At 61.9% G+C, this 24601-nt stretch carries 17 protein-coding genes, 2 pseudogenes and 1 riboswitch; of the genes and pseudogenes, 14 read left to right on the top strand and 5 right to left on the bottom strand.

Annotation, left to right across the window (positions count from 1 at the left end; all coding sequences use genetic code 11):
* Nucleotides 1–2874: 2874 nt before the first annotated feature.
* Nucleotides 2875–2983: riboswitch (guanidine-I (ykkC/yxkD leader) on the top strand.
* A gap of 66 nt (nt 2984–3049) precedes the next feature.
* The 9 genes and pseudogenes from ACJJVR_RS01670 to ACJJVR_RS01630 form a co-directional block, all read left to right on the top strand.
* On the top strand, nt 3050–4123 hold the full coding sequence (locus ACJJVR_RS01670; protein ID WP_405401721.1) for a putative urea ABC transporter substrate-binding protein: 1074 nt from the start codon (nt 3050–3052) through the stop codon (nt 4121–4123).
* A gap of 14 nt (nt 4124–4137) precedes the next feature.
* Nucleotides 4138–4956, top strand: a complete 819-nt coding sequence (locus ACJJVR_RS01665) for an ABC transporter permease (protein ID WP_405401720.1) — start codon at nt 4138–4140, stop codon at nt 4954–4956.
* Nucleotides 4953–5777, top strand: coding sequence for an ABC transporter ATP-binding protein (locus ACJJVR_RS01660; RefSeq protein WP_405401718.1), 825 nt, complete (start codon nt 4953–4955; stop codon nt 5775–5777). Before ACJJVR_RS01665 ends, ACJJVR_RS01660 begins: the two co-directional genes overlap by 4 nt.
* A complete protein-coding gene (locus tag ACJJVR_RS01655) occupies nt 5778–6587 on the top strand; it encodes an urea amidolyase associated protein UAAP1 (RefSeq protein ID WP_405401716.1) in 810 nt (269 codons plus the stop codon).
* Nucleotides 6584–7183 (top strand): urea amidolyase associated protein UAAP2, encoded by a 600-nt coding sequence (locus tag ACJJVR_RS01650; protein WP_405401714.1) that lies wholly within the window; start codon nt 6584–6586, stop codon nt 7181–7183. The genes ACJJVR_RS01655 and ACJJVR_RS01650 overlap by 4 nt, the downstream gene beginning before the upstream one ends.
* Nucleotides 7184–7186: 3 nt before the next feature.
* Nucleotides 7187–10693: a 5-oxoprolinase/urea amidolyase family protein gene (locus ACJJVR_RS01645; protein WP_405401712.1), complete on the top strand. Its 3507-nt coding sequence runs from the start codon at nt 7187–7189 to the stop codon at nt 10691–10693.
* Nucleotides 10693–12468: an allophanate hydrolase gene (gene atzF / locus ACJJVR_RS01640; protein WP_405401710.1), complete on the top strand. Its 1776-nt coding sequence runs from the start codon at nt 10693–10695 to the stop codon at nt 12466–12468. Before ACJJVR_RS01645 ends, atzF begins: the two co-directional genes overlap by 1 nt.
* 440 nt (nt 12469–12908) lie before the next feature.
* Nucleotides 12909–13666: pseudogene (locus ACJJVR_RS01635) on the top strand (IS5 family transposase).
* Between the two features lie 16 nt (nt 13667–13682).
* A pseudogene (locus tag ACJJVR_RS01630) lies at nt 13683–14746 on the top strand (IS3 family transposase); the annotation flags it as partial.
* A gap of 153 nt (nt 14747–14899) precedes the next feature.
* Here the strand turns inward: ACJJVR_RS01630 and ACJJVR_RS01625 are convergent.
* From ACJJVR_RS01625 to ACJJVR_RS01605, 5 genes are all read right to left on the bottom strand, one after another.
* Complete coding sequence (locus ACJJVR_RS01625) at nt 14900–15031, bottom strand: hypothetical protein (RefSeq protein WP_405401906.1); 132 nt, start codon at nt 15029–15031, stop codon at nt 14900–14902.
* A gap of 878 nt (nt 15032–15909) precedes the next feature.
* Nucleotides 15910–17718, bottom strand: coding sequence for a glycoside hydrolase family 15 protein (locus ACJJVR_RS01620; RefSeq protein ID WP_405401708.1), 1809 nt, complete (start codon nt 17716–17718; stop codon nt 15910–15912).
* Entirely contained in the window at nt 17718–18497 is a 780-nt protein-coding gene (locus tag ACJJVR_RS01615; protein ID WP_405401707.1) for an SDR family oxidoreductase, read from the bottom strand. Before ACJJVR_RS01615 ends, ACJJVR_RS01620 begins: the two co-directional genes overlap by 1 nt.
* A 92-nt stretch (nt 18498–18589) precedes the next feature.
* The gene (locus tag ACJJVR_RS01610; RefSeq protein WP_405401705.1) at nt 18590–19474 is read right to left on the bottom strand and encodes a glutamine amidotransferase-related protein; all 885 of its coding nucleotides are present in this window, start codon (nt 19472–19474) and stop codon (nt 18590–18592) included.
* A 121-nt stretch (nt 19475–19595) separates the two neighbouring features.
* Nucleotides 19596–19814, bottom strand: coding sequence for a DUF3072 domain-containing protein (locus ACJJVR_RS01605; RefSeq protein WP_405401703.1), 219 nt, complete (start codon nt 19812–19814; stop codon nt 19596–19598).
* A 215-nt stretch (nt 19815–20029) separates the two neighbouring features.
* Here ACJJVR_RS01605 and ACJJVR_RS01600 point away from each other — a divergent pair, with 215 nt between their 5' ends.
* From ACJJVR_RS01600 to minE, 5 genes are all read left to right on the top strand, one after another.
* On the top strand, nt 20030–20980 hold the full coding sequence (locus tag ACJJVR_RS01600) for a DMT family transporter (protein WP_405401905.1): 951 nt from the start codon (nt 20030–20032) through the stop codon (nt 20978–20980).
* Nucleotides 20981–21219: 239 nt separating this feature from the next.
* Complete coding sequence (locus ACJJVR_RS01595) at nt 21220–22215, top strand: peptidoglycan-binding protein (protein WP_405401903.1); 996 nt, start codon at nt 21220–21222, stop codon at nt 22213–22215.
* Nucleotides 22216–22486: 271 nt separating this feature from the next.
* Entirely contained in the window at nt 22487–23212 is a 726-nt protein-coding gene (gene minC / locus ACJJVR_RS01590; RefSeq protein ID WP_405401701.1) for a septum site-determining protein MinC, read from the top strand.
* Entirely contained in the window at nt 23209–24057 is an 849-nt protein-coding gene (gene minD / locus ACJJVR_RS01585; protein WP_405401699.1) for a septum site-determining protein MinD, read from the top strand. Before minC ends, minD begins: the two co-directional genes overlap by 4 nt.
* On the top strand, nt 24054–24323 hold the full coding sequence (minE, locus tag ACJJVR_RS01580; RefSeq protein WP_405401697.1) for a cell division topological specificity factor MinE: 270 nt from the start codon (nt 24054–24056) through the stop codon (nt 24321–24323). The genes minD and minE overlap by 4 nt, the downstream gene beginning before the upstream one ends.
* Nucleotides 24324–24601: the final 278 nt, after the last annotated feature.

Raw genomic sequence — 24601 nt, 5'->3', positions numbered from 1 at the left:
CCACTTTCGTCAGAGGGGCCCGGCCACCACTCGATGCGTTCACGACGCCGTGCGACCGTGGGTCCGTCAGAAGGATTTGGCAAGCCCTTCCTTCTGTTTTCCCGCAAGCGCGCATGGGGACATCAGCCCTCAAGGGCCAGGTCCAAGCCATTGCATTCGACAATCGAATTCCAGCCTTACGCCTCTGGCAACGTGGCCTTTTCAGTCGGGCGGTTTTGCGGATGCGCGGCGGGCCGCCATGTCGCGGTTTCGGCTATTTCGGCCGTTCTGCCCTGCGCCGCAGCCTTTGTCCGAGATCGTTCGGGTGCATGCCTTGGTCCTTGGTCCGTGGTCGGCGGGCGGGCCCGGATGATCGCGCCGGATACGTCACGCTCGCCCGACCGGTTGCGCGCAGGGGTGAGGCCGACCCATGGCCCTGCATTCCTCGACGATGTGCACCCGAAGGGATCATCAACCGCTGAACGGCAGGTCGGCGCGCGCATCAGACGGTGACAGACAGGATCATCCTGCGCCAGCAGACGGACAGGACGCCCCAACCTTGCAGGTTCCTGCTCCACGGATGCCTGCGTCCGCAGCATCGGTTCTGTCGCGGCAAATGGCATCGTAACTCCTGAATGCAAGGGTCGAATCTGCCACGGGAGATCGCACCGGCCGTCGGCCCCCGGGTCCGTCCTGGAACGAGGTGGCGCTCCGGGCGCTCTGCGCCTGCCGGGTTTCCATCAGGACGGCGGCGCTGCCCGCCCCCCGCTCCGTCCACGGTGTTTTGTCCCGACATCTGGTGGATCGGATTTTGGATGGATCTGCTTGGCTCGGTTGTCCAGATCTTGCAGATGTATTCGCAAGGTGCGAGGCCACCGGTTGTCTTGAGCCGGCGCGCGAAGTTGCAAGGGGCCATGAGGTCGGCGAGGTGGGTGTGGAGCGGGTTCTGGTCATTGCTGAGAGCGTCTGGCCGTTGCGTCCTTGATGGTGCGGTTCATCCGCTCGACCTGACCGTCGCTCGGGGAAACAGTGCCCCGGACTGTTTGCTAATCCTTGCAGCTCCATAAGTGGTTGGGCTTTATCAGGCGTTGCTCGATCCCGTTGGCGTCACACATCATGTCAAAGCGCACAGGCCTGAAAGATATGGCGTTGCGGTTTCGGGCTGCTCGGCGAACTGAATGCCCCTCGCCATTGTCCTTGGGGCTGATGGCAGTCCAATGGGTCGATCCATGAGAACGGTGTGGACCTGGCATGGCCCAGACCCGGTGGTGCAAAAAACCCCAGGCCGTCATCCTGTCGGCCTTTCCGACACTTTGGTCACGGCAAACCGGCTTGTGCGGTCAATGCCGACGAACGGAAACAGCTTACCCTCAGCGGTCTGCATCTCCGCGATATCGATATGGAAGAAACCGATGGGACAGCGCGTGAACGTCTGCCACTTCGGTCTGTCGCCTTTCACATCGGACAGCCTGGCTATGCATTCGCCACAGGGCTTGAACCGATGCCGCCGCAATGGCAGCGCCAAGAGTGTCAGATGCGGGATGGAAGGCTGCGTGGCATAGGGCCAAGCCAGGCGCCGTCCAGCCGCAGCAGCGCATACCACCGGAAGGCCGCGAAGCCGCCTCCTCGGCCTCTGTCACGCTCGTCGAGCGCGGGCCTCCCGACCCGGTCCTAAGGTTCTCGACTATCTGTCGCTGCCACTCCCTCGCCACCGCCTCCCGGCTCAGCGTCGCAAGCAAAGCTTGCAACCCTTCGGATCGACACCCGAACCGATGGCGGGCCCGCCCTCATCATTGCAGCTCTGAAAACGCACGTGCTGGTGCCGCTTCCATTGGCGAACGTGGCTAATAATGCTTACCGCCTGTCCTGAGAGAGGAACGCACCGTCAAACCGTGGAATCAAAGAACAGGCAGTGCATCCCGGCCTGACCCGGTTTCGGCTGCAATATCCTGTCTGACGCCTTCGGAAACAGTGTCGTCGTGCCGCGCGTGGCGAGAGCTTGTTTCTGGCCTGTAAAGCAGGGCGATCGGCCTCCTACCGTGGCGATTTTTTTTGAATGAGGAACACAACCAAGGCCTGCCGTTCGATGACAGCGCTATAAGAATAACGGCTGTCATGGCTCCATCAGCAGTCACCACACCTTTGGTGACCATGTCGATCGCCCCGTTCATGACCGGCAATCCCGGTCGCGGCCAAAGGGCGAAGTTCACAACCCGCATGCTTGAAGTGGCGGTGTCCCTTGCGACATCCACCATGCGCCATTCACAAAGCCCTGAATGTCATGCCTGCGTGTCGACCACCGCCTGTGATCTAAAAGCCAGCGCGGTCAACCGGCATGATCAAAGGGCCATCGTCGCGGCGATACGAAATCTGAACGACTGGCGTTGTCGGTCGTCAGCACAAAAGTTGGTGCAGCTGGTCACCGCCCAACCGACGCTCCGTCTGCAGCATGCTGCCAATCATTCCGTCCCTCTGCCGCGGCAGAGGCTCGACAGGACATTGATCTGCAGTGTGAAATGGACCGGTGCATCCCAGATCACCCTTCGGGGCAGCCAACGTCCGTCTCACATGGCAGGAGCCTGCTTGTCACGTTGTCATATCAGACCGGCATTGACGCGCACATTTTCAGTAACGCGGTTTGGCTGGTCCCGTTTTCCCGGTGATCGTCAGTGCATGACCACCGTTCACGACACATGTCTGAACCACATGAGGTTCGTCCCGGAATCGGCGAAAACCGCTGTCATCCGATAGTTCACTGCACGCCATGATCAAAGAACGCCTTATTAAACGGCATACAACCGACGAATGCATAAAATGTATGCATATCTGGACATACTGCCTTTGACATTATTTTCGGCGATTGCCGTCCGCCTCATGCTCGTCAAGGTTTGGGATGAGTTAAGCGGCTAGGGTTCCGGCATGGTGACATGCGTCTGGACCAAGAGCCGCACTTGGAGGGCAGACAGATCCTTCAGGCACACGGCGGGATAAAAGCCCGGGAGACCTCGAACAGCCAAGGGATTGGCGTCGAAGTTGTGCGACCAATCCACTCATACTGAAGGGGATTGTCATGAAATCATTGTCCACCATCACAAAGCTGTCCAAACTTGCTGTTCTTGGCGCCGGTCTTTTGGCAACGCCCGTGGCCGCACAAGAGCAGACCGAGTTCAATGTCGCGTGGTCGATTTATGTCGGCTGGATGCCATGGGGTTATGCCGAAGACACAGGCATCGTGGACCGTTGGGCCGAACAGTACGGCATCACCATCAACGTTACGCAGTTCAACGACTATGTCGAATCCATCAACCAATATACCGCCGGCGCTTATGACGCGGTGACTGTGACGAACATGGACGCCTTGTCGATACCGGCCGCTGGCGGCATCGACACCACCGCCGTCATCGTGGGCGATTTCTCGGCCGGAAATGATGTCGTTTTCCTGAAAGATGCCCAGAGCGTTGCCGATATCGAGGGGCGGCGGGTCAATCTGGTGGAGTTTTCGGTATCGCATTACTTGCTGGCCCGCGCGCTGGATTCAGTGGGCCTGTCCGAACGGGACGTATCTGTCGTCAACACCGCTGACCCCGACATGGTCGGAGCATTCCAGACGGATGATGTCGACGCACTGGTCACCTGGAACCCGATGGTCTCGGAAATCGCAGCGTTGCCAGATGCAGTCCCGGTCTTTGACAGCTCCATGGTTCCCGGTGAGATCATCGACCTGATGGTCGCCAATACCGACGTTCTGAGCGCCAACCCTGATTTCGGCAATGCACTGGCGGGAATATGGTATGAAACAGTCATCCTGATGGCGTCCGATACCCCGGAAGGCGCAGAGGCCCGGGCAGCAATGGGTGCTGTCTCCGGCACCGATCAGGCAGGATTTGAGGCGCAGATGGCTGCGACCCAGCTGTTTGCCGAACCTGCGGATGCCGTGGCCTTCACATCATCGCCTGATCTGGGCAAAACGATGGACCTTGTCCGGGAATTCCTGTTCGACAAAGGGTTGCTGACGCCCAACGCGACATCCAGTGATGCCGTGGGAATTGAACTGCCGGATGGCACGATCCTGGGCGATCCGAACAATGTAAGGTTTCGCTTTACGACCGAGTTCATGCAGATGGCCGCTGACGGCGCGCTGTGAACCGGCCTGCCACCATGCGCCTGATCAATCAAAGACTGTCGCCGCCAGCGCTGCTGGCGCTGAAGCTTGCACCTTTCGCGCTGCTGATCATCGCCTATGTGATCGGGTCGGCGGCACGACTGGCCGACAATCCAGCGGATAAATTGCTGCCGGCATTCTCCAGCATGGCCAACGCCATTGACATGATGGCCTTCACGCCTGATCGGCGGACGGGCGATTACCTGCTGTGGTCCGATACCGCCGCCAGCCTGCAGCGGTTGGGCGCGGGGTTGGGCATTTCGACGGCCTTGGCATTGGTCATGGGCGTGGCGATCGGCATCTTTCCGGCGATGCGCGCCTTGCTGGGCTCTTTCGTAGGCTTCATTTCGATGGTCCCACCGCTGGCATTGTTGCCCATCCTGTTCATCATGCTTGGCCTGGGCGAGGTTTCAAAGGTGGCGCTGATCGTGATCGGCATCGCGCCGTTGATGATACGCGACACGTCGCAGCGGGTGATGGACCTGCCGCGGGAACAGATCGTCAAGGCAGAGACACTCTCTGCCAACAGCTGGTTGATTGTCTGGCGTGTGGTTCTGCCCCAGATCCTGCCGCGCCTGATCAGCAGCCTGCGTCTGCAGTTGGGGGCCGCCTTCTTGTTCCTGATCGCAGCAGAGGCGATCTCATCTGAAAGCGGCCTCGGCTACCGCATTTTCCTCGTGAGGCGCTATCTCTCGATGGATATCATCTTTCCCTATGTCGCCTGGATCACCTTCATCGCCGCAATGGCCGACTATACGCTGGAGCGACTGCGCCGCTGGCTGTTCCCCTGGGCACAGATGGAAGGCACGACATGACCGAACTGAGCATCAAGAACGTCTGGAAAGAATACGGCGACCAGATCGTTCTGGAAAACATCAACCTGGAAATCACGCCACGGTCGTTTGTTGCCCTTGTCGGAGCCTCGGGCTGTGGCAAGACCACATTGTTGCGCATGCTTCTGGGCCAGGAACAGCCGACCCGGGGACAGATACTGCTGGATGGCGATCCGCTGCCGTCAGAGCCGGGACCGGACCGCGGCGTTGTCTATCAGCGATACTCGGTCTTTCCGCATCTGACGGTGATCGGCAATGTCATGCTGGGGCCGGAAATGGCGGGTTCGCGCATTCGGGGCCGTCTGTCTGGTCCCCGCAAACGGTTGTTGCAGGAACAGGCGCGCCAGATGATCGCCGATGTGGGGTTGGCGGGTGCCGAAGCCAAATATCCCGCGCAACTGTCGGGCGGGATGCAGCAACGGCTGGCCTTGGCGCAGGCGTTGATGATGCAGCCGCGGGTGTTGTTGCTGGACGAGCCGTTTGGCGCGCTTGATCCGGGCATCCGGTCCGACATCCACGACCTGATGCGACGCCTCTGGAACAGCCTGCCCATGACGGTGGTGATGGTGACGCATGACCTCCGCGAGGCTTTTACCCTGGGGACCAGGATCATCGTGCTGGAGCGTACCAGTACACGCCCCGAAGAGGCCGATCGCTATGGCGCGAAAATTGGAAAGGACATTGCCATCTGGCCGCCGCGCGTGGCCGGTGGTGGCACGATTTACGATACGCCGGCGCTGCGGGACGACCCCGTGCTGGATCAGATGATCGCGGGACGACCCGAATTGCTTGTGAGGCCCTAGATGCATATCCACCGCACCCCCGATCAGATCGCCGCAGATCGCCAGAGATATATCGCGTTTCAGCGCGACGGGATGGAGGCAAAGACCTTGCCCCAGCCCAGCCCGCGTCCTGCGCCGATTGCCGAAAACTACCGCCTGTCCGAAACCTTGCCAGGCGACTGGTATACCACCCTGCATGTCAAAAAAGGAGAGGTACTGCGCCTTGCGCCGGGCGGTGACGGGTCCACCGTGTCGCTTGCCGCATGGGCGTTGGCCGATACGTCGGAACGTCTGTGCCTGCCTGATACGGTGAAACTGCAATGGACGACGGACCTGACCAAGGGCCGGGTGGTCTTTTCGGACATGGGCCGGGTCATGCTGTCATTGGTCGAGGATAGCAGCGGCGCGCATGACGTGCTGACAGGTGGCTCGACCCCTGAATCCGTTGCTGGCCATGACAGCGGCAGGCGGCGCAATACGCGCGACAACATGGTGCTGGCCGCTGCCAAGATCGGGTTGGGCCGACGCGACATCCCCCCGGTCCTCAATCTCTTTGCACCCGTCCGCGTCGATGCACATGGCCGGTTCACGTGGCGTGCGGCGATGCTGGCAGCGGGCGATTGGGTCGACCTGCGCGCCGAAATGGATCTGTTCATTGCGCTGTCGAACTGCCGCCACCCGCTGGACCCCCTGTCAGGCAAAGCGCCGCCGGACCTGTCTGTCACGTGCCTGACGGCTCGGCCCGTGTCCGACGACGATCTGTGCCGGACAGCGACCGCCGAAGCGCAGCGCGGATTCGAGAACAATGCTCGTCTGCAAGGGGCACAATGATGGACCAGATTTTTGACATCCCCGCCCGTGCGCCATGGTCCGGCATCATTCGCAAGGGTCAGACCCTGCGGATCGAGGACACGTACGGACAGCAGGCAATCGATACCCTGTTCTACAGCGCTGATGACCATGGCGAACGTTACTCTTCGCAGGATACCCTGCGCGTGCAGGGTGCGGCCTATGTCACCACGGGCACGGCGATCATGTCGAATCTGGGCCGGGTGATGCTGCGGGTGACCGCAGACAGCGCCGGACGGCACGACACCTCAGCTGGCTGTTGTTCGTGCGAGAGCAACACCGTCCGTTTCGGCCATCACACGCGGTTCCAGCATTCCTGCCGCGAGAACTTCATCCTGGAACTTGCAAATCACGGCATGACCAAGCGTGATATCACCGCAAATCTCAATTTCTTCATGAACGTGCCGATCAGCCCCAATGGCGCGATGACCGTGGATGATGGCATCTCTGCACCCGGAGATCATCTGGAACTGGTTGCGGAAATGGATGTGCTTTGCGTCATCTCCAACTGTCCGCAGATCAACAACCCCTGCAACGGGTTTGATCCGACGCCCTGCCGCGTCATCATCAAGGGTTGAGCCATGTTCAATAAGGTTCTGGTCGCCAATCGTGGCGAAATCGCCGTGCGCGTCATCAAGACGCTGCGCAGCATGGGTATCGCGAGCGTTGCGGTTTGGTCCGACGCCGACAGGTTCGCGCGTCACGTTCGGATGGCCGATGAGGCGGTCCGGTTAGGGCCTGCCCCGGCTGCGCAAAGCTATCTGGATGCGGATGCGGTCATCGCTGCGTGCAGGCAGACCGGCGCGCAGGCGGTCCATCCCGGCTATGGATTTCTGTCCGAGAACGTCGGTTTTGCCGAAAGGCTGGCACAGGAGGGCATCGTCTTTATCGGGCCTGACCCCGTCCATCTGCGCGATTTCGGTGCGAAACATACAGCGCGTGATCTGGCGCGCCGTGCCGGTGTGCCGTTGTTGCCTGGCACCGACCTGCTGCCCGATGTCGATGCCGCCGTTCTTGCCGCATTGGATATCGGCTATCCGGTCATGCTCAAAAGCACTGCAGGCGGTGGCGGCATCGGGATGCAGCTCTGCGCTGACGAGGCGTCATTACGCGACGCCTTTGCTGCCGTGCAGCGGACCGCCACGGCCAGCTTTGGCGATGCGCGTGTCTTTCTGGAACGCTATGTGTCCAAGGCCCGCCATGTGGAGGTCCAGGTCTTTGGCGATGGACGAGGCCATGTCATCGCTTTGGGCGAACGGGACTGCTCGCTTCAACGTCGCAATCAGAAGGTGATCGAGGAAACGCCTGCGCCGGGCCTTTCGGATGCCGTGCGCCGCGCATTGCATCGCGCGGCGGTCGATTTATGTGCCTCTGTGTCCTATGCGTCTGCCGGGACGGTTGAATTCATCTATGACCCGCTGCGCGAGGATTTCTTTTTTCTGGAGGTCAACACGCGCCTGCAGGTAGAGCATCCGGTGACCGAGACCGTCTGCGGCATCGATCTGGTAGAGTGGATGATCCGCCAGGCGGCTGGTGAAACGTTCCTGCCACGGACCGCCCCGACGCCCAGAGGCGCCGCCTTTGAGGCGCGCATCTATGCCGAGATCCCGCACGCCAACTTTCGTCCGGCAGCCGGGCGTTTGACCGAAGTCAGCTTTCCCGGCACGGCCCGCATCGACAGCTGGATCGAAACCGGCAGCGATGTCACGCCGTTCTATGATCCGATGCTGGCAAAGGTCATCGTTCATGGTGCGGACCGGGATGCCGCGATCACGGCCCTGCAACAGGCATTGAACGACACCCGGATCGGCGGCGTTGAAACCAATCTGCGATACCTGCGTGCGATTGCCGGGTCGGAGCTGCTGGCCTCTGGTCAGGTGGCCACGACTGCGCTGGACAGCTTTGCGTTCGATCCACAATGCATCGAGGTCATCGCACCGGGCGCGCAATCAAGCCTTCAGGAACTGCCGGGACGTCTGGGACTGTGGCATGTGGGCGTGCCGCCCTCAGGACCCATGGATGCGCGGTCCTTTCGCAATGCAAACCGCGTTCTGGGCAATCACCCCGACACCGCGGCCCTGGAGCTGACGGTCAACGGCCCCACCCTGCGCTTTGCGACAGCCGCAAAGGTCGCGCTGACGGGTGCGCAGATGGCAATGACACTGGACGGCGCGGTCGTGGGTCCGGTCGTGGATGTTCCTGCAGGTGGTATTCTTGCGATAGGTGCGATCACTGGCCCCGGACAGCGTGCCTATCTTGCCGTGGCGGGGGGATTTGCCGCGCCAGAGGTGCTGGGCTCGCGCGCGTGCTTTGGCCTGGGGAAATTCGGTGGTCACGCCACCGGCACGCTCCGTACGGGTGACGTCCTGGGGTTGGCGCGCATGCCATGCGGCGATGCGGTGCCGCCCGAACCCGCCGATCTGACTCAGGACTGGCAGATCGCCGTCATCTACGGCCCCCATGGCGCGCCCGATTTCTTTCAGGACGATGACATTGCCACATTGTTCGACACCGCCTATGAGGTCCATTTCAATTCCGACCGGACCGGTGTGCGCCTGACCGGACCCGCGCCGAAATGGGCCCGCGCTGACGGGGGCGAGGCAGGTCTGCACCCGTCGAACCTGCACGACAACGCCTATGCCGTGGGCGCGATTGATTTCACGGGCGATATGCCGATCATTCTTGGTCCCGACGGCCCAAGCCTTGGCGGCTTTGTCTGCCCCGCGGTCATTGCCAATATCGATCTGTGGAAGTTGGGTCAGTTGCGCCCCGGTGATCGGGTTCGGTTCATTCCGGAAAACCGCGATGCCGACCCTGTCGCGGGACCGGCCGTCATCGGTGCCGGATCGCCTGTTCTGGGTGGGGACACTGACGGCCCCGTCCCGGTGGTCTATCGCCGGCAGGGCGATGACAACGTGCTGGTCGAATACGGCGACATGGCGCTGGATATAGAACTGCGCCTGCGGGTGCATCTGCTGATGCAGGCTGTACAGGACGCAGGCCTGCCCCTGATCGACGTGACGCCGGGTATCCGTTCGTTGCAGATCCAATATGACAGCACCAGACTTGCCCGTGGCACGTTGCTGGACGCATTGACCAAGATTGAACGCACACTGCCTCCGGCCGAGGAAGTCACCGTGCCTTCCCGTATCATCCACCTGCCGCTCTCCTGGAACGACCCCCAGGCGGTGCTGGCCATGGAGCGGTATCAGGAGCTTGTGCGCCCTGATGCGCCATGGTGTCCATCAAACATCGAATTCATCCGCCGGATCAACGGCCTGCCAAGCGAGGACGCGGTCCGTCAGATCGTTCATGATGCCAGCTATCTGGTCCTGGGTCTGGGGGATGTCTATCTTGGGGCGCCGGTCGCCACACCGATCGATCCACGCCACCGGTTGGTGACGACCAAATACAACCCTGCCCGCACCTGGACGCCTGAAAATGCCGTCGGGATCGGCGGCGCGTATATGTGTATCTATGGAATGGAGGGGCCCGGAGGCTATCAGCTGTTTGGGCGCACGATCCAGGTCTGGAACACGTGGCGACGCACCGAGGCTTTTGCGCAGCAGCCATGGTTGTTGCAGTTCTTTGACCAGATCCGGTTCTTTCCCGTCTCGCACGAAGAACTGACCGAGGCGCGCGCGGCCTTTCCGCACGGCGGCTATGACGTCAAGATCGAGCAGACAAGCTTTCGTTGGGCCGACCACAAGGCGAAACTGGCGGCAGAGGCCGACAGCGTCACCGCATTCAAGACCCGTCAGCAATATGCGTTCGAGGCAGAGCGCGCCCGCTGGAAAGCCAATGGCCTGGACAGTTTTATCAGCGACAGCGGGGCCGCAGAGGTAGCGACGTCCGACATTGCGGCAGGCTGCATCGGCGTCGAAAGCCCGATCCCGGGCAATCTGTGGAAATACACCGTCGCCATCGGCGATACGGTTGCCCCCGGTGATACGGTCGCGATCGTGGAATCCATGAAGATGGAAATCAGGGTCCTGGCCCCTGCCGCCGGAAAATTGCTTGAATGCCGTGTGACGCCGGGCAAGACCCTCCGCACGGGCCAAGTCATCGCCATATTGGAGGCTTGCTGATGTTTCCCGAAATTCTGACCCTTGATGCGGTACGTCAGGCCTATGCAAAAGGGGCCACCCCCCTGGATCTTGTCGAAGAGATCATCGCCCGCCGCCATGCCGCGACGGACCGCGCGATCTTCATCACCCCGGTTGCCGATGATGCCCTGCGTGCAGCGGCGCATGATCTGATGACCGGTCCGCCCGATCTTCCGCTGTGGGGTGTGCCTTACGTCGCCAAGGACAATATCGACGTCGCCGGCCTGCCGACGACTGCAGGTTGCCCTGCCTATGCTTATGAGCCGACACGGAACGCTGCCGTGATTTCGCGCCTACGCGCGGCGGGGGCGTTGATGGTCGGCAAGACGAACCTTGACCAGTTCGCCACCGGGCTCAACGGAACACGGTCACCGTATGGCGCACCGCGGTCGGTTTTCAACGCCGCGTATGTGTCCGGCGGGTCGTCCTCGGGTTCGGCTGTCGCGGTGGCGTCGGGGCTTGCAACCTTCGGGCTTGGGACCGATACCGCCGGTTCAGGCCGCGTGCCTGCCGCATTCAACAATCTGGTGGGCATCAAACCCACACCGGGGTTGGTGCCCAACACTGGCGTCGTGCCCGCCTGCCGGAGCGTTGATGTGGTCACAGTCTTTGCGGGATGTGTTGGTGACGGCATCGCCGTTCGCGCCGTGATGGACGGTGTGGATGCGGGCGATGGCTTTACAAGGGTGGCACAACCGGTCGGAATAAGGCCAGCGCCTCGCATCGGCGTTCTGGCGGGGACCGAGCGTGAGTTTTATGGCAACAAGGCCTACGAGACGCTCTATGACAAGGCCATCGCCCGGGCCGAAGGACTTGGCGGGACGATCGTGCCCTTTGATTACGCACCATTCCGCGAAGCGGCGGCGCTTTTGTATGAGGGACCATGGGTCGCCGAGCGGCTCGCCGCAGTCGGGAGTTTTCAAGCCACCAATGCCGCCGATTTCGATCCGACTGTAGGCGGCATCATTGGTGCCGCAGGCCGCTATGATGCCGTTGATGCGTTTAACGGACGCTATCGACTGGAAGAGTTGCGCGCCCAGGTCGCCGCGGTCTGGGACAGTGTCGATCTGTTGTTGCTGCCGACATCGCCCACGACCTATACGGTGGCCGATATGCTGGCTGATCCTGTCACCAAGAACAGTCATTTCGGCCGCTATACCAATTTTGCGAACCTGTTGGGCTATGCCGCCATCGCTGTCCCCGCAGGTCTGACCCCGGACGGACTGCCGGGAGGGGTCACTCTGATTGGTCCCGCCTTCAGTGATGATGGTCTGGCCCCGTTTGCCGCCGCGATGCATCAGGCCGCCAATTGCGGCATGGGTCGTGACACCGCGGCTATGCTGCCGGCGCTGGAACCGTCTGCCGTCCCGAACGGCATGATCGCCATCGCCGTGGTTGGCGCCCATCTCAGCGGCATGCCGTTGAACCATCAGTTGACGGATGCCGGTGGACGCTTGCTACGCAAAACCACGACGGACGCGGCCTACAGATTGTACGCGCTCGAAGGTACCGTGCCATCGAAACCGGGTTTGATCCGTGACAGCACCGGTGCCGCGATCGACGTCGAAATCTGGGCGCTGCCCGATGCCGCGTTCGGTCGTTTCGTTGGCGCGATCCCGGCACCACTGGGTATCGGCAAATTGACATTGGCAGATGGCAGTACAGTGTCAGGGTTCCTCTGCGAACCATATGCCCTCACGAACGCAAAGGATATTACGAGTTTCGGTGGCTGGAAGGCCTATTGTGCAAGTAAATAGCATGCCGCGATTTCAAACGCCCTGATGTTCTGGGATTCCTGACGTCGTCAAATCAGCCAAGGCGGTCGGTTCGGTCAGTTGGACCAAGCGACCACTGATTGAGCCGCGCAGCCTGATTCACGGCTCGTGAACCAAGCTGTCGATGCGGGCGATCCGTTCCGGTTTTCACAGGCGCCGATAGGCCGTCAGCGGCATTGTTCCCTGATCTGACCTGCTGCGGTTGTTATGGAGACGACGACGACAGGAAAGCGACCAAGAACGGTGAGAGTGGACATGATCAGACGGAGTGCCCTCTCTGACGTGTTCCACCGACAGGGATATGATTATCCCGTTTGCAGCAGGACCGGAAGATGGCTGGAAAGCCAGAGACACTCTAGTCTCTGGACCCATTGATTTCAGATTGGCTGCGTGATTCAGGGTTCTGGAAACGGAGCGGTGATATGTCTGATCTCTTCTGGCTGAGCAACGCGCAGATGGCGCGTCTGGAGCCTTGTTTTCCGAAGTCCCACGGCAGGCCAAGGGTCGATGACCTCAGGGTGCTGAGCGGGATTATCTTTATCAACCGCAATGGTTTGTGCTGGCGTGATGCACCTGCGAAATACGGCCCGCACAAGACACTCTACAACCGTTGGAGGCGATAAAGTGACAAGGGCGTCTTTGCCCGGATCATGGCCGGCCTGGCCGCAGAGTGCCGCGAAAAGAATACCGTCATGATCGACGCGACCGACCTCAAGGCACACCGCACCGCGACCAGCATGGGCGTGAAAAAGGGGGGGGCGGTCGCCTGATCGGTCGGACCAAGGGCGGCATGAACACCAAGCTGCATGCCATTTGTGACAGCCAGGGCCGGCCGTTGAACCTTTTCGTTGCCGCCGGGCAGGTCAGCGATTACATCGGCGCGCGGGCGTCCCAGAGCAGCCTGCCGGATGTCGGCTGGCTGCTCGGGGACCGCGGATATGATGCCGACTGGTTCCGAAAAGCGTTGGAAGACAACGGGATACGCGCATGCATCCCGGGGCGCAAGCAGCGCAGGACAACCGTGAAATACGACAAGCGTCGCTCCAAACGCCGCAATCGCATCGAGATCATGTTCGACAGGCTCAAGGACTGGCGGCGTGTCGCAACTCGGTATGACAGGTGCCCCAAGGTCTTCCTCTCGGCGATCGCGCTCGCCGCAGCCGTTATCTATTGGTTATGAGTCCAGAGCCTAGGATATTGTGCTGCAGTCGCGGCACGTTGCAGTTCTGTAGGGCCGGGGCAAGTCGGTATCGGAGGCTGTGCGGCAGATCGGCGCGACGGTGCAGATCTATTGCCGGTGGCGTAAAGAGGATGTTGGGATCAGCCGGGATCAGTGCAAACGGCTGAAGGAGCTTGAGACAGAAAATCAGCGGCTCAGACGAGCGATATCTGACCTGACGTTGGATAAGATTATCTTGGGGGAGGCTGCCCGGGAAACCTCCCCGCCCTTCCCGCCGTCGACAGCGCATCGATCATGTGCGGCAAATTCTCCGGATTTCCAAGCGTCGGGCCTGTTGCACACTGGGTCAACACCGATCCATGCCAGCAGCAAAGGTCCCTGCGGTCTGGCCGACGAAGAGCGGCTGACCGAGGACATCACCGCGCTGACGCAAGAGTTCGGGCGCTATGGCTACCGCATGATCACCAGAATGCTGAGCAACGGCGGCTGGCATTTGAACCATAAATGGGTCGAACGGGTCTGGAGGTGGAGAGCGCTGCACGTCCCGCAAAAGCAAGCCAGGAAAGAGCGGCTTTGGTTGAACGATGGTTCCTGTGTCCAGCTGAGGCCGGAACGATTCAATCACGTCCGGTCCTATGATTTTGTCCAGGACCGGACGCAGGATGGGCGGATTATCCGCACTCTTACACTCACTGACGAGCTCACGACGGAGGCGCTGATAATACGGGTAGAACGCAAGCTCAACTCGACCGACGTCATCGGCGCCCTGACCGAGCTGTTTATCTTCCGCGGCCGTCCGGAGTTCATAAGGTCGAATAACGACGCTGAATTCACGGCCAAAAAGGTGCGGATCTGGATTGGGGCGGTCGGTGCCAGAACGACGTATTTTCCGCTAGGATCACTATGGGAGAACGGCTACTGCTAGAGCTTCACTCCCGGTTTCGGGACGAGTTCCTGAACGGCGAGGTCTTTTCCGCGCTGCGTGAGGCCCGGATCCTGATCGAGCGATGCCGCCGCCATTACAACATCGTAAGGCCGCATAGCTCCCTCCGATACCGCTCGCCCATGCCCGAGAGCGTCCTGCCAACAGGCCGACCATGCACCAACAATCAAATCCGACCATTCGGGGCGCACACCCACGGCGACCCAACACTGATACGCTTACGTCTCGCGGTCGATTGTTCCGGGCTTCCATGGTGTGCGTTTCTGCGGGGCGGTATGACTGCGACGACATCATGGGCGGATGGCATCGTGGCGTTTGCGGATATCAAAGGCGCCATCAGCGGCGACGGTGGCGATCTGGTCGGGCAGTATCAGTGCGTCACCGACATCAGCGGCGGTAAGCTTGGCCGCGCGTAGTGCCAGCGTTCGCTGGTCAATTCCCGTGTGGATGTTGCGTCCAACCCGGCGCTTGGTAGCCCCATGCTAGCGTGTTCATCCAGACTTCACTTTCTTTTGCCCAGACGCTTGTGCTGTCGGTCAAGAGGTCACTGGACCATCCGGGTCTTCTGGCGCGGTGCCAACGTACAGACGTTGGGAAAGGTTCAGCAGTAACCGGTCGGGGGCGGCAGGCTGTTCACGAAACCGGTTGTCTGCCAGAGAGCGCCATGCCGACCAGCCCCTTCACGGTCAGACGGATCTGAAAGGCGGCGTGCATTCGGCGTGTTGGCTGGGTTTGCCGGTTGGCTTGGCCCGCCCCGTCATCACCGGATCGCACCGGATGGTTAGCGCCCCACACTGTTCGGCAGCATCGTTACAGGCGGGCTAGTTCTTGATCGTGTGCAAGAGGGTATCAGTCCGCCCCGGCGACCACGCAGGAAGCACCAGATCACTCCCTCAACCAATATGCGGAACAGAGCCTTTGTCACCATCAGGCATCGTCAGTGCTGAACCCCGGTTGTGCCTGCATTCTTGATGTCGGTCCCATGGGCCGGACATGACTACTCAGCCTTTCAACACCTAGGGGCATGACAGTTCACCCAGCACTCACCCGAAATCCTTTCGAAACATGACCACTTGATGAAATTTACCACCGCGCGTCCGCTGTCCCGGTATTTCGGTCATCATCGCCACGGGCGGTTTTGGCAGCGTTGGTGGACGTGACTGCGACTCTTGCTGTACCAGAGAGCAGGGGAAACCATAACTCTGTGATACCGTCCAAGGCGATCGGGATCTCGCAGCGCTTTCGGTCACATGTCACAGGGCCTTGTCTTCAACGCATTGCGATCGGACGACTGAATGCCTCAGGACGGTCCGGCTTTTTCCCGTGCAAGCGCCAGACTGGCCTGCAATGCAGCCAGATGGCTCAGGCCCTGAGGCATGTTGCCCAGCCATTCCCCGCTGTCAGGATCGATCATCTCGGGCAGCACGCCGACTGCGTCGCCGATGCGTCCGCGCAGCCCCGACATCAGCGTCTGTGCCTTGTCACGCTGATCCAGCAGAACGCGTGCTTCGACCATCCAGAAGGAACAGGCCAGGAAACACCCCTCCTCTGCATCCATCCCCGAATAACGGTAATGCAGGTGTCCGCCTGCCCCCAGTTGCGCATCAATGGCGTCCAGCGTGCTGCGCAGTCGGTCGTGGCCGTCATAATCGAACCGGACAGCCAGTATCAGCGCCGCGTCCAGCCGCGTCGTGCCGGGATGCATGACATAGGCGCCGATGCCTTCGTTCCAACAGTTCGCGTCGATCCACTCTGCAATGCGGGCGCGCTCGCGGCTCCATCTGTCGCGGCAGGTGGTGGGCAGCTGGCCCGCGTCGGCCAGTTCGACCGCGCGGTTCAGCGCCTGCCAACAACTGATCTTGGACATCGTGTAATGTTCCAGTTCGGGCAATTCCCAGATGCCGCTGTCCTTCTGCTTCCAGCGGTCGGCGCATTCGTCGGCCAGATGCGACAGGGTCTCTGCACTGCGGGAATCGATCAGGCCACCAGCGCGGGCAAAGGCCGAAACGGTTTCAAAGATGTCACCATAGATGCCGTGCTGATGCTGTCGCGCCGCGCGGTTGCCCGACAGGACAGGGCGCGACCCGCGATAGCCGGGAACGGGGATCTCCTCCATGGCCTCCTCGACGCCGCCGTCCAGGGCAAAACAGACCTTGGCGCCATGCGCGCACAGTTGGTTCAGCAGCCAGGTCAACGCCGCCTTGGCCTCGGCCATGATGCCAAGATGCAGAAAGGATTCAATGACATAGCCCGCATCCCGGACCCAGGCAAAGCGATAGTCATAGTTCTTGTCGCCGCCGATCCGTTCAGGCAACGACGTGGTCGCCGCAGCGGCGATCGCCCCACTGGGCGCGTACAGCAAAAGCTTCAGCGCCAACGCCTGACGCATCAGAAAGTCGCGATCCGGTACGTCCGGTGCGATAAGCGCGCTCCAGTCGCGCCATTCCTTGTCCGACAGGTCGATCCGGGCATCGATATCGGACAAAGGCGGCACGACAAGCGGCTCGTTCGCACCTGCGACGATGGCCATTACCTCGCTCTCGCCCGCGCTTAGCGACAGGCGCGCCACAACCCGGTCGTCGCCGTCATCGTCGACATGCAGTCTGTCGCCATGCAGAAACAGGCCCAACACCGATCCGACCTGGAAGGTCTGATACGGACCGCGCTTTGCCATATAGGGGCTGCGCTTTCCAGCGCGGTGCCCCAATTGCAGAACGACGTCGAAACTCATATGCCCTTCCAGAACCTGAACGCGCCGCGCCAGTTCTGCCCACGGCAGGCGTCCGGCGGTCGAACTGTTCAGGCTTTCGGTCAGGACGGCCACACCGTCATCCGTCTGAAACCGTGTTTCCAGCACATTGCTGTCGCGCCGATACTGTCGGCTGGCAGTAAAGGCACCCTGCGGCGAAATCGTGAAATGCCCGCCCTGCGCACCGTTCTCCAACGGCCTGTGACCGATCAACAGGCGATCGAACAGCGGCGGACTGTCCATGTTCGGCACGCACCACCAGTCGATGCCCCCGTCCACGCCCGTCAACGCCACACCGCGGCCGTCACCCAGGGCCGCGTAATCCGACAGGGGCAGATAGCCCTCGGCATCGCGCAGCATCACGCGCCCTGCCCCAGATTGATCGACAGCCCGCCATCGATGAAAAAGCTTTGACCGGTGATGTAGCCTGCGGCATCCGAGGCCAGATAGGCGATCAGGTCCGCGACCTCGTCGGGCTGACCCGCACGGCCCAACGGGATGTTGCGCTCCATCCTGCGGCGCAGGTCGGCGTCGTCTTTGGCCGCTTGGTTGATCGGCGTCAGAATCATCCCGGGTGCCACATTGTTGACGGTGATCGCCTCGCTGGCCAATTCCAGCGCCAGGGTCCGTGTCAGCATGCGCAGTCCACCCTTGGCCGCATCATATGCGGCAGAGCCGATACGCGGCGTATCCTCGTGGATAGAGCTGACATTGACGATCCGCCCGCCGTTGCCCGCCGCTATGGCGCGGGTGGCAAAGGCGCGGCACAGCATGAACGGCCCGGTCAGGTCGGTGGCGATCGTGCGCAACCAGTCATCATCGGCCATGCATGACGCGGGGGTTCCGCTGGCGTCGATGCCAGCGTTATTGACCAGAACGCTGGCAACGACCCCGTTGTCATCCACCCCAGAAAACAGGGCGATGATGTCCTCTGCCACGCTTTGGTCACAGCGTGCATAGCGTGCCTGACGCCCGGTTTCCGTGATCATCCTGACCGTCTCGGCAGCACCGTCCTTGTCCGAATGATAGGTGATCACCAGATCATGCCCCGCCTTGGCAAGCGCGATGGCCGTCGCCCGCCCTATGCCTGAATCGGCTCCGGTCACGATGGCAAGGGGATGGTGCTGGGTATCTGGCATGAGGTTCCGTCCGAATTGCGTTGTTCGCGGGCCAACGCCTGCCCCCATCCCTCGTTCCATCACGTGCCGTTTGGTCACATGGTCCAATACAATCAGGGAGATGGCTGCGGGTGGCGATGCTGTCGGGTGGGCGCCCTTAGTGTTCCCCCATCCAGCGCCGCCAGAAAATTGCCGATCTCGCGCATGCGGTTGCCGACATCGGTCACCTGATCATCGACGCCCAGCTGCCATGACAGGTCACGACGGGCCGGGTCGTCGCTCAGCGACTGCAGCCTGTCAGCGTGATCTTCGACGTCCTTGAGGCTGACAGCCAGCCCCTCTTTGACAAGGTCCGACGACTGACGGCGCAGGGACGCGGCAATCTCGGCAAGGCTGATCTCCGGATGGTACTGGACGCCCCAGAAGATACCGTTTTCATGACGGATTTCGGCGGCCTCGACCGGGGTGTCGGCGTTCCATGCAAGGACACGTGCCGAAGGTGGCAGAGCCGTGACGATGCTGGAGTGCATGGCGGGCGCCGTCCAGACCGACGGCCGCCCGGACAGCATCGGATGATCCCGGCCCTGTTCCGTCGTGACGATATTTCGCGCAAAAGCCGCCTCTATGCCGGGTCGTCGCGGCCCTGTCGCGCCCCCGGCAGCGACCGCCGCGATCTGCAACCCGGCGCACGATCCAAAGGATGGTGTCCCGGAACCAAAGACACGGCGCATGAAATCTGCGGCCATGCGTGCCTCTGTGTTGGCATGGTGCATCTGGATCGGCGAACCAGCAAAGATGATGCCGTCGAATTGCGCCAGATCGCCCAACGCCATCTGCGCCCGCCCGTCGACACAGGATGTCGAAGCGATCGTCAGATCGTCCCGCAACGCCTCCAGCGCCAGAATATAGCTCTCATGGGATGCGGTATCGGCATAGCGCCGGCGTTCTGCACGCTGATCTTTGGTCTCGCTGGCGACAACGAGGATGCAGAGAGGCACGTGAAAGGTCCAATCAAAACGGATGCGTCGTCACCAGAACCTGACAGCGATGCGGTTGTTCACACACAAATGCGACAGTCCGAGGGGTGCTGCGGGCCCTCGTCCTGCCCGCAGCGGTATTTCATTCCAGGTCCAGCTTGGCTTTCAATGCGTCGATACGGGTCGATGCCTCTGCCTTGCTGATGGATTCGTCATATGCGTCCGGCTGATGAGCCTGCTCGCTGAGTGTCTTGAGATAGGACGCCTGTGCGCCGGTCATCGGGTCATCGCCGCTGACCCATGACGAGGGATCTTTTTCCGCGTTGTCAGCGGGGTTCGATTTGGGATCGGTGTCATCCATTGGAGCTGCCTTTCATGATCTGCGTGGACAACGCAGCCTGCGTGTTCCGGTTCCGTTCGCGTCGCCGCCGATGCATCGCGGCAATGATCGCAGTCATCAACGCCAGGCCACGCCGTAAGGGGTTTGTGTGTCGCGCCGGGGAGGCATATGCGCAACAGATAGGCAGCCATGGAGGCCCGATCTTGCGTACCGACATCACCACAGGGCGGAATGCCATGGGCGCCGCATGGATGATCATCGCCATGGCCGCATTCGCGGTCGAGGATGCGCTGGTCAAAGCCGTAGCCGACCTGTTGCCGGCGGGTCAGGTCATGGTCCTGTTCGGTCTGGGCGGTGCGACGATCTTTGCGGCCGTCGCCCGCGCACAGGGCGATGCGCTGATGACGCCCGACGTGTTGTCGCGGGCCATGCGGGTCCGCGTGCTGTTCGAGATCACGGGCCGGCTGTTCTATGTCGTCGCGCTGGCACTGATCCCGCTGTCGACCGCGACCGTGATCCTGCAGGCGACACCCTTGGTGGTGGTGGCATGCGCCGCCCTGATCTTTGGCGAACGCGTCGGCTGGCGTCGGTGGACTGCAATCGTTCTGGGCCTGATGGGCGTGCTGATCATCCTGCGACCCGGAACCGACGGGTTTTCGGCGCTGTCGCTTTTGGCGGTGGTCGGAATGCTGGGGTTCGCGGGGCGCGATCTGGCAAGCCGCGCGGCCCCGCGCAGCCTCAGCACGGCCATCCTGGGATTGTACGGGTTTCTGGCCCTGGTCGTGGCCGGACTGCTGTTTTCCCTGTGGCAGGGACAGGGATTCGTAGTGCCCGATGCGCGCGCGGCCCTGCTGCTGTCGGGGACGGTCCTGATCGGGATCGGCGCCTATTCAAGCCTGATGAAGGCGATGCGCACGGGCGACGTGTCCGCCGTCACCCCGTTCCGCTATACGCGGCTGCTGTTCGGGACCGCATTGGGCATTGCGCTGTTCGGCGAGACGCTGACGCCGGGGATGCTGGTCGGGTCGGGCCTGATCGTGCTGTCGGGCCTGTTCATCCTGTGGCGTGGAAAAGTCAGGGCGGTCAGCATCGAGGACCCGTCACCGCAGGCGGCCCCGATCCTCGCCCGCCCCGGCGCGCAACGCCCGTCACCCGGCCCGGACAAATCCGCTCAGGATCCGGCGTGACGACGCGGATCCATCAGGTTCGGTATCATACGGACCTCACTTTGGGGCATCGCCGGGCAAAAGGCCGTCGTCACAAGCATCTCGTCGCGCATGCGGATGACGCCCTGCTACCGACACGATCGGACACATCTGGTTCATTCCGCCGGTTCGACAGTTTTTTCGGGAATATTTTGGGTATCATGCGCGTTCAGAACACGGCTTTGATCCGGGTGGGAAAGACAGACATGATGCGACGCTTGATGATATCCACGATGCTGGCAGGCGCACTGGCGATGCCGGGCCATATTGCCATGGCACAGGCCGATCTGGAGGACATGATCGGCACCATCGCGCGGTCCCTGCTTGAACAGCAGCAGGGCACCCAGGAGACGTCGCTGTGGCAAGGCGTCGTCCAGAATGGATCCGCCGCGGGCTATCGCCAATACCTGGAGGCCTATCCCAATGGCACCCACGCACGCGACGCCCGCGAACGGCTTTCACAGCTGGACGGTTCGCCCGCTGTCGAAAACAACGCCGCCCGGGCGGAGGCCAACCTGGGACTGTCGCGCACAAGCCGGATGGCCATTCAGCGTCGGCTGGCGGCGCTTGGGTTCTACAGATCGGGGATCGACGGTGATTTCGGGTCGGGCACGCGACGGGCGATCGCCGCGTGGCAGGATGCCCGACAGCTTCCGGGCAACGGATACCTGAACGCCAACCAGGCCCGGACATTGCAGCAGGGGGCCGCCGCAGCGGCTTCGACCACGCCCGATGCCGCCACATCCGCGGCCCAGGCCGAACTGGACCTTGGCCTGTCCAGAACCCGGCGGATACAGATCCAGCGTGATTTGATTGCCTTGGGCTATGACCCCAAGGGCGCGGACGGCCTGTTCGGCACCGGCACGCGCGAGGCGATCCGCACGTGGCAGCGCGACACCGGCGAACGTGTGACGGGCTATGTCACCGCGGCCCAACTGCGGTCGCTGCAAAGCGATGCGGCAGGGCGCAATCCCGCACCGTCCCAGGACCGCGCCGCAGCCATAGACGAGGAACTGTTGGGTCTGACCCGCGACGAACGCGTTGCGGTTCAGCGACAGCTGATCAGTCTGGGTTATCTGAAGGGACGCGCCGACGGGGCGTTTGGACCGGCCACCCGCGATGCCATTGGCCGCTGGCAGGGGGATAACGGCGTGACGAACAGCCGATACCTGACCGCCGAACAGGTGCGGACCCTGCAGCGGCAGGCACGCATCTGACGGCGTGTCCTGTGCGGCGGGCACGCTTTGCGCAGGTGAGGGGCGCGAACAGGTGTCCCTCCGGTCTGCTGGTTGCGGGCGCCCCGTGGCTGGGAGTGATTATCCAGACGGCGGGTTCCTGCTGAAAATGCGCGGTGTTTCTTCCTTTGTCCGCCAGTTCGTGAAAGAGGAGGTTCAACAAAAACGGCGCGGCACCGAATCGCGACCCGCCATGGAGCAGGAGCAAAGTCTGAAGGTGTCCCAACGATACGCCCGGAACCGGCATGAACCCGTGCCGGCGACCGTAGCCGCCTTTCAGGTCCGCGGCCGATTTCTGACCGCACTGGTGCTTCGCATCGATCGTGACAGCCCGGACGACGCCTTCTTTGCCCAGCTGGACGAGCAATTGCGCACGACACCGCAGTTCTTTGCGGGCGCGCCGATGGTGTTGGACCTGGCCAACGCCCCGGGTTTGCATGACCCCGACCGCATCGGTGCGTTTCTGGCACAGTTGCGGCAGCGCGAATTGCGGGTCTTTGGCGTCCAGAATGCGGACAGCCTGGACGACGCGATGCTGGACCGGCACGGGCTGATCCCGGTGACCACGGGACGCGACGCGCCATTGCCGCGAAACGCTGGTGCCAGCGCTCGTCCCGGAGCCACACGGACGGCGGACGTGCCGCCTCCGGTACAGAACAAGGTCATTCAGGCCCCGGTCCGGTCCGGACAGCGGGTGATCGCGGAACATGGCGACCTGACGGTTATCGGGTCGGTCGCATCGGGCGCGGAACTGGTGGCGGCGGGCAACATCCACGTCTATGGCACGCTGCGCGGGCGGGCGATGGCGGGATGCCACGGAGACGAGAGCGCGCATATCTTCTGCCAGACCCTCGACGCGGAGCTGGTGGCCATCGCGGGACTGTATCAGACCAGCGAAACGCTGGATGCGGCGGCCCTCCAACGCTGCACGCACATATATCTCAGGGATGAAAAACTTTGCATGGAGGTGATCGCATGACGACAGAACCCAAGACCAACCCGCCCCTTGGGCGGGTCATCGTGATCACGTCGGGCAAGGGCGGCGTGGGCAAGACGACGTCTTCGGCGGCGATCTCTGCCGCGCTGGCCAAGCAGGGCTTTCGGACCGTCGTCATCGATTTCGACGTGGGTCTGCGCAACCTGGACATGACGATGGGCTGCGAACGCCGGGTGGTGTTCGATTTCATCAACGTCATCCAGGGCGATGCCAAGCTGAAGCAGGCGCTGATCAAGGATAAACGGGTCGACACGCTGTCGATCCTGCCGACGTCGCAGACCCGCGACAAGGACGCCCTGACCAAAGAGGGCGTCGAAAAGGTCCTGACAGAGCTGAAGGCCGATTTCGACTATATCATCTGCGACAGCCCGGCCGGGATCGAACATGGTGCGCAGATGGCGATGTATTTCGCCGACGAGGCCGTGGTCGTGACCAACCCCGAAGTGTCCTCGGTCCGCGACAGCGACCGCGTGCTGGGCCTGCTGAGCAGCCAGACCAAGCGCGCCGAAACCGAAGGCGCCGAGCCGATCAAGGCACAGGTCCTGATCACGCGCTATGACCAGGAGCGTGTCGACCGCGGAGAGATGATGACCGTCGACGACGTGCTGGAGATCCTGGCCGTCCCCCTGCTGGGCGTCGTACCGGAAAGCAAGGCGATCCTGAAGGCATCGAACGTCGGCACGCCCGTCACGCTGGACGGACCGTCCGCGGCCGCACAGGCCTATGACGACGCAGTGACCCGCCTGACCGGGACAGAGGTCGAAATGCGCATCCAGGGCGAACGCCGCCCCGGTCTGTTTCAGCGTCTGTTCGGGCGGGCGTCATGAACCTGTTCGGATTTGCCCGCAAAAAGCACCCGCCCAAATCCGCGCAGACGGCCAAGGACCGCCTGCAGATCCTTCTGGCGCATGAACGCAGCAGCAGTGGCTCTGCCGAGGCGGATTATCTGCCCATGCTGCAACGCGACATTGTTGCTGCGATCCGCAAGCACGTCCCGATCAGCGACAAGGACGTCGACGTCCGCATGGAGCGTGGAGACAACATGTCCAGTCTGGAAATCAACATCGACCTGCCTGCCGTCAAGGCAGGCTGATCAAGGGCCGGCCACGTTTCGGGGCCGGTCCCGTGCGTTCGATCAGACGAACAACAGATCCAGGACGGCTCCGGATGTTGCTGCGGGCCGCCATCGGTACGTAAGACCTGTTGTGGCATAACCATGCAGCGTCATGCGCAGCAAGAAAAGACGGTCGCCCACACGTTGCGCCACGCGGGGCTGGTCAGGCATCGGGTTGCGGCGCAAAGCCGGATTGACCAGGCGGGCGGTGCGACGGAACGCGCAGAACCACTGTTCTGAGATCGTATGATGATCGC

The organism is Paracoccus sp. Ld10 (genome assembly GCF_045064235.1).
In the GTDB taxonomy this organism is placed as follows: domain Bacteria; phylum Pseudomonadota; class Alphaproteobacteria; order Rhodobacterales; family Rhodobacteraceae; genus Paracoccus.
Note: the sequence above shows the minus strand (reverse complement) of the source record. Positions and strands in the feature narration are given on the sequence as shown.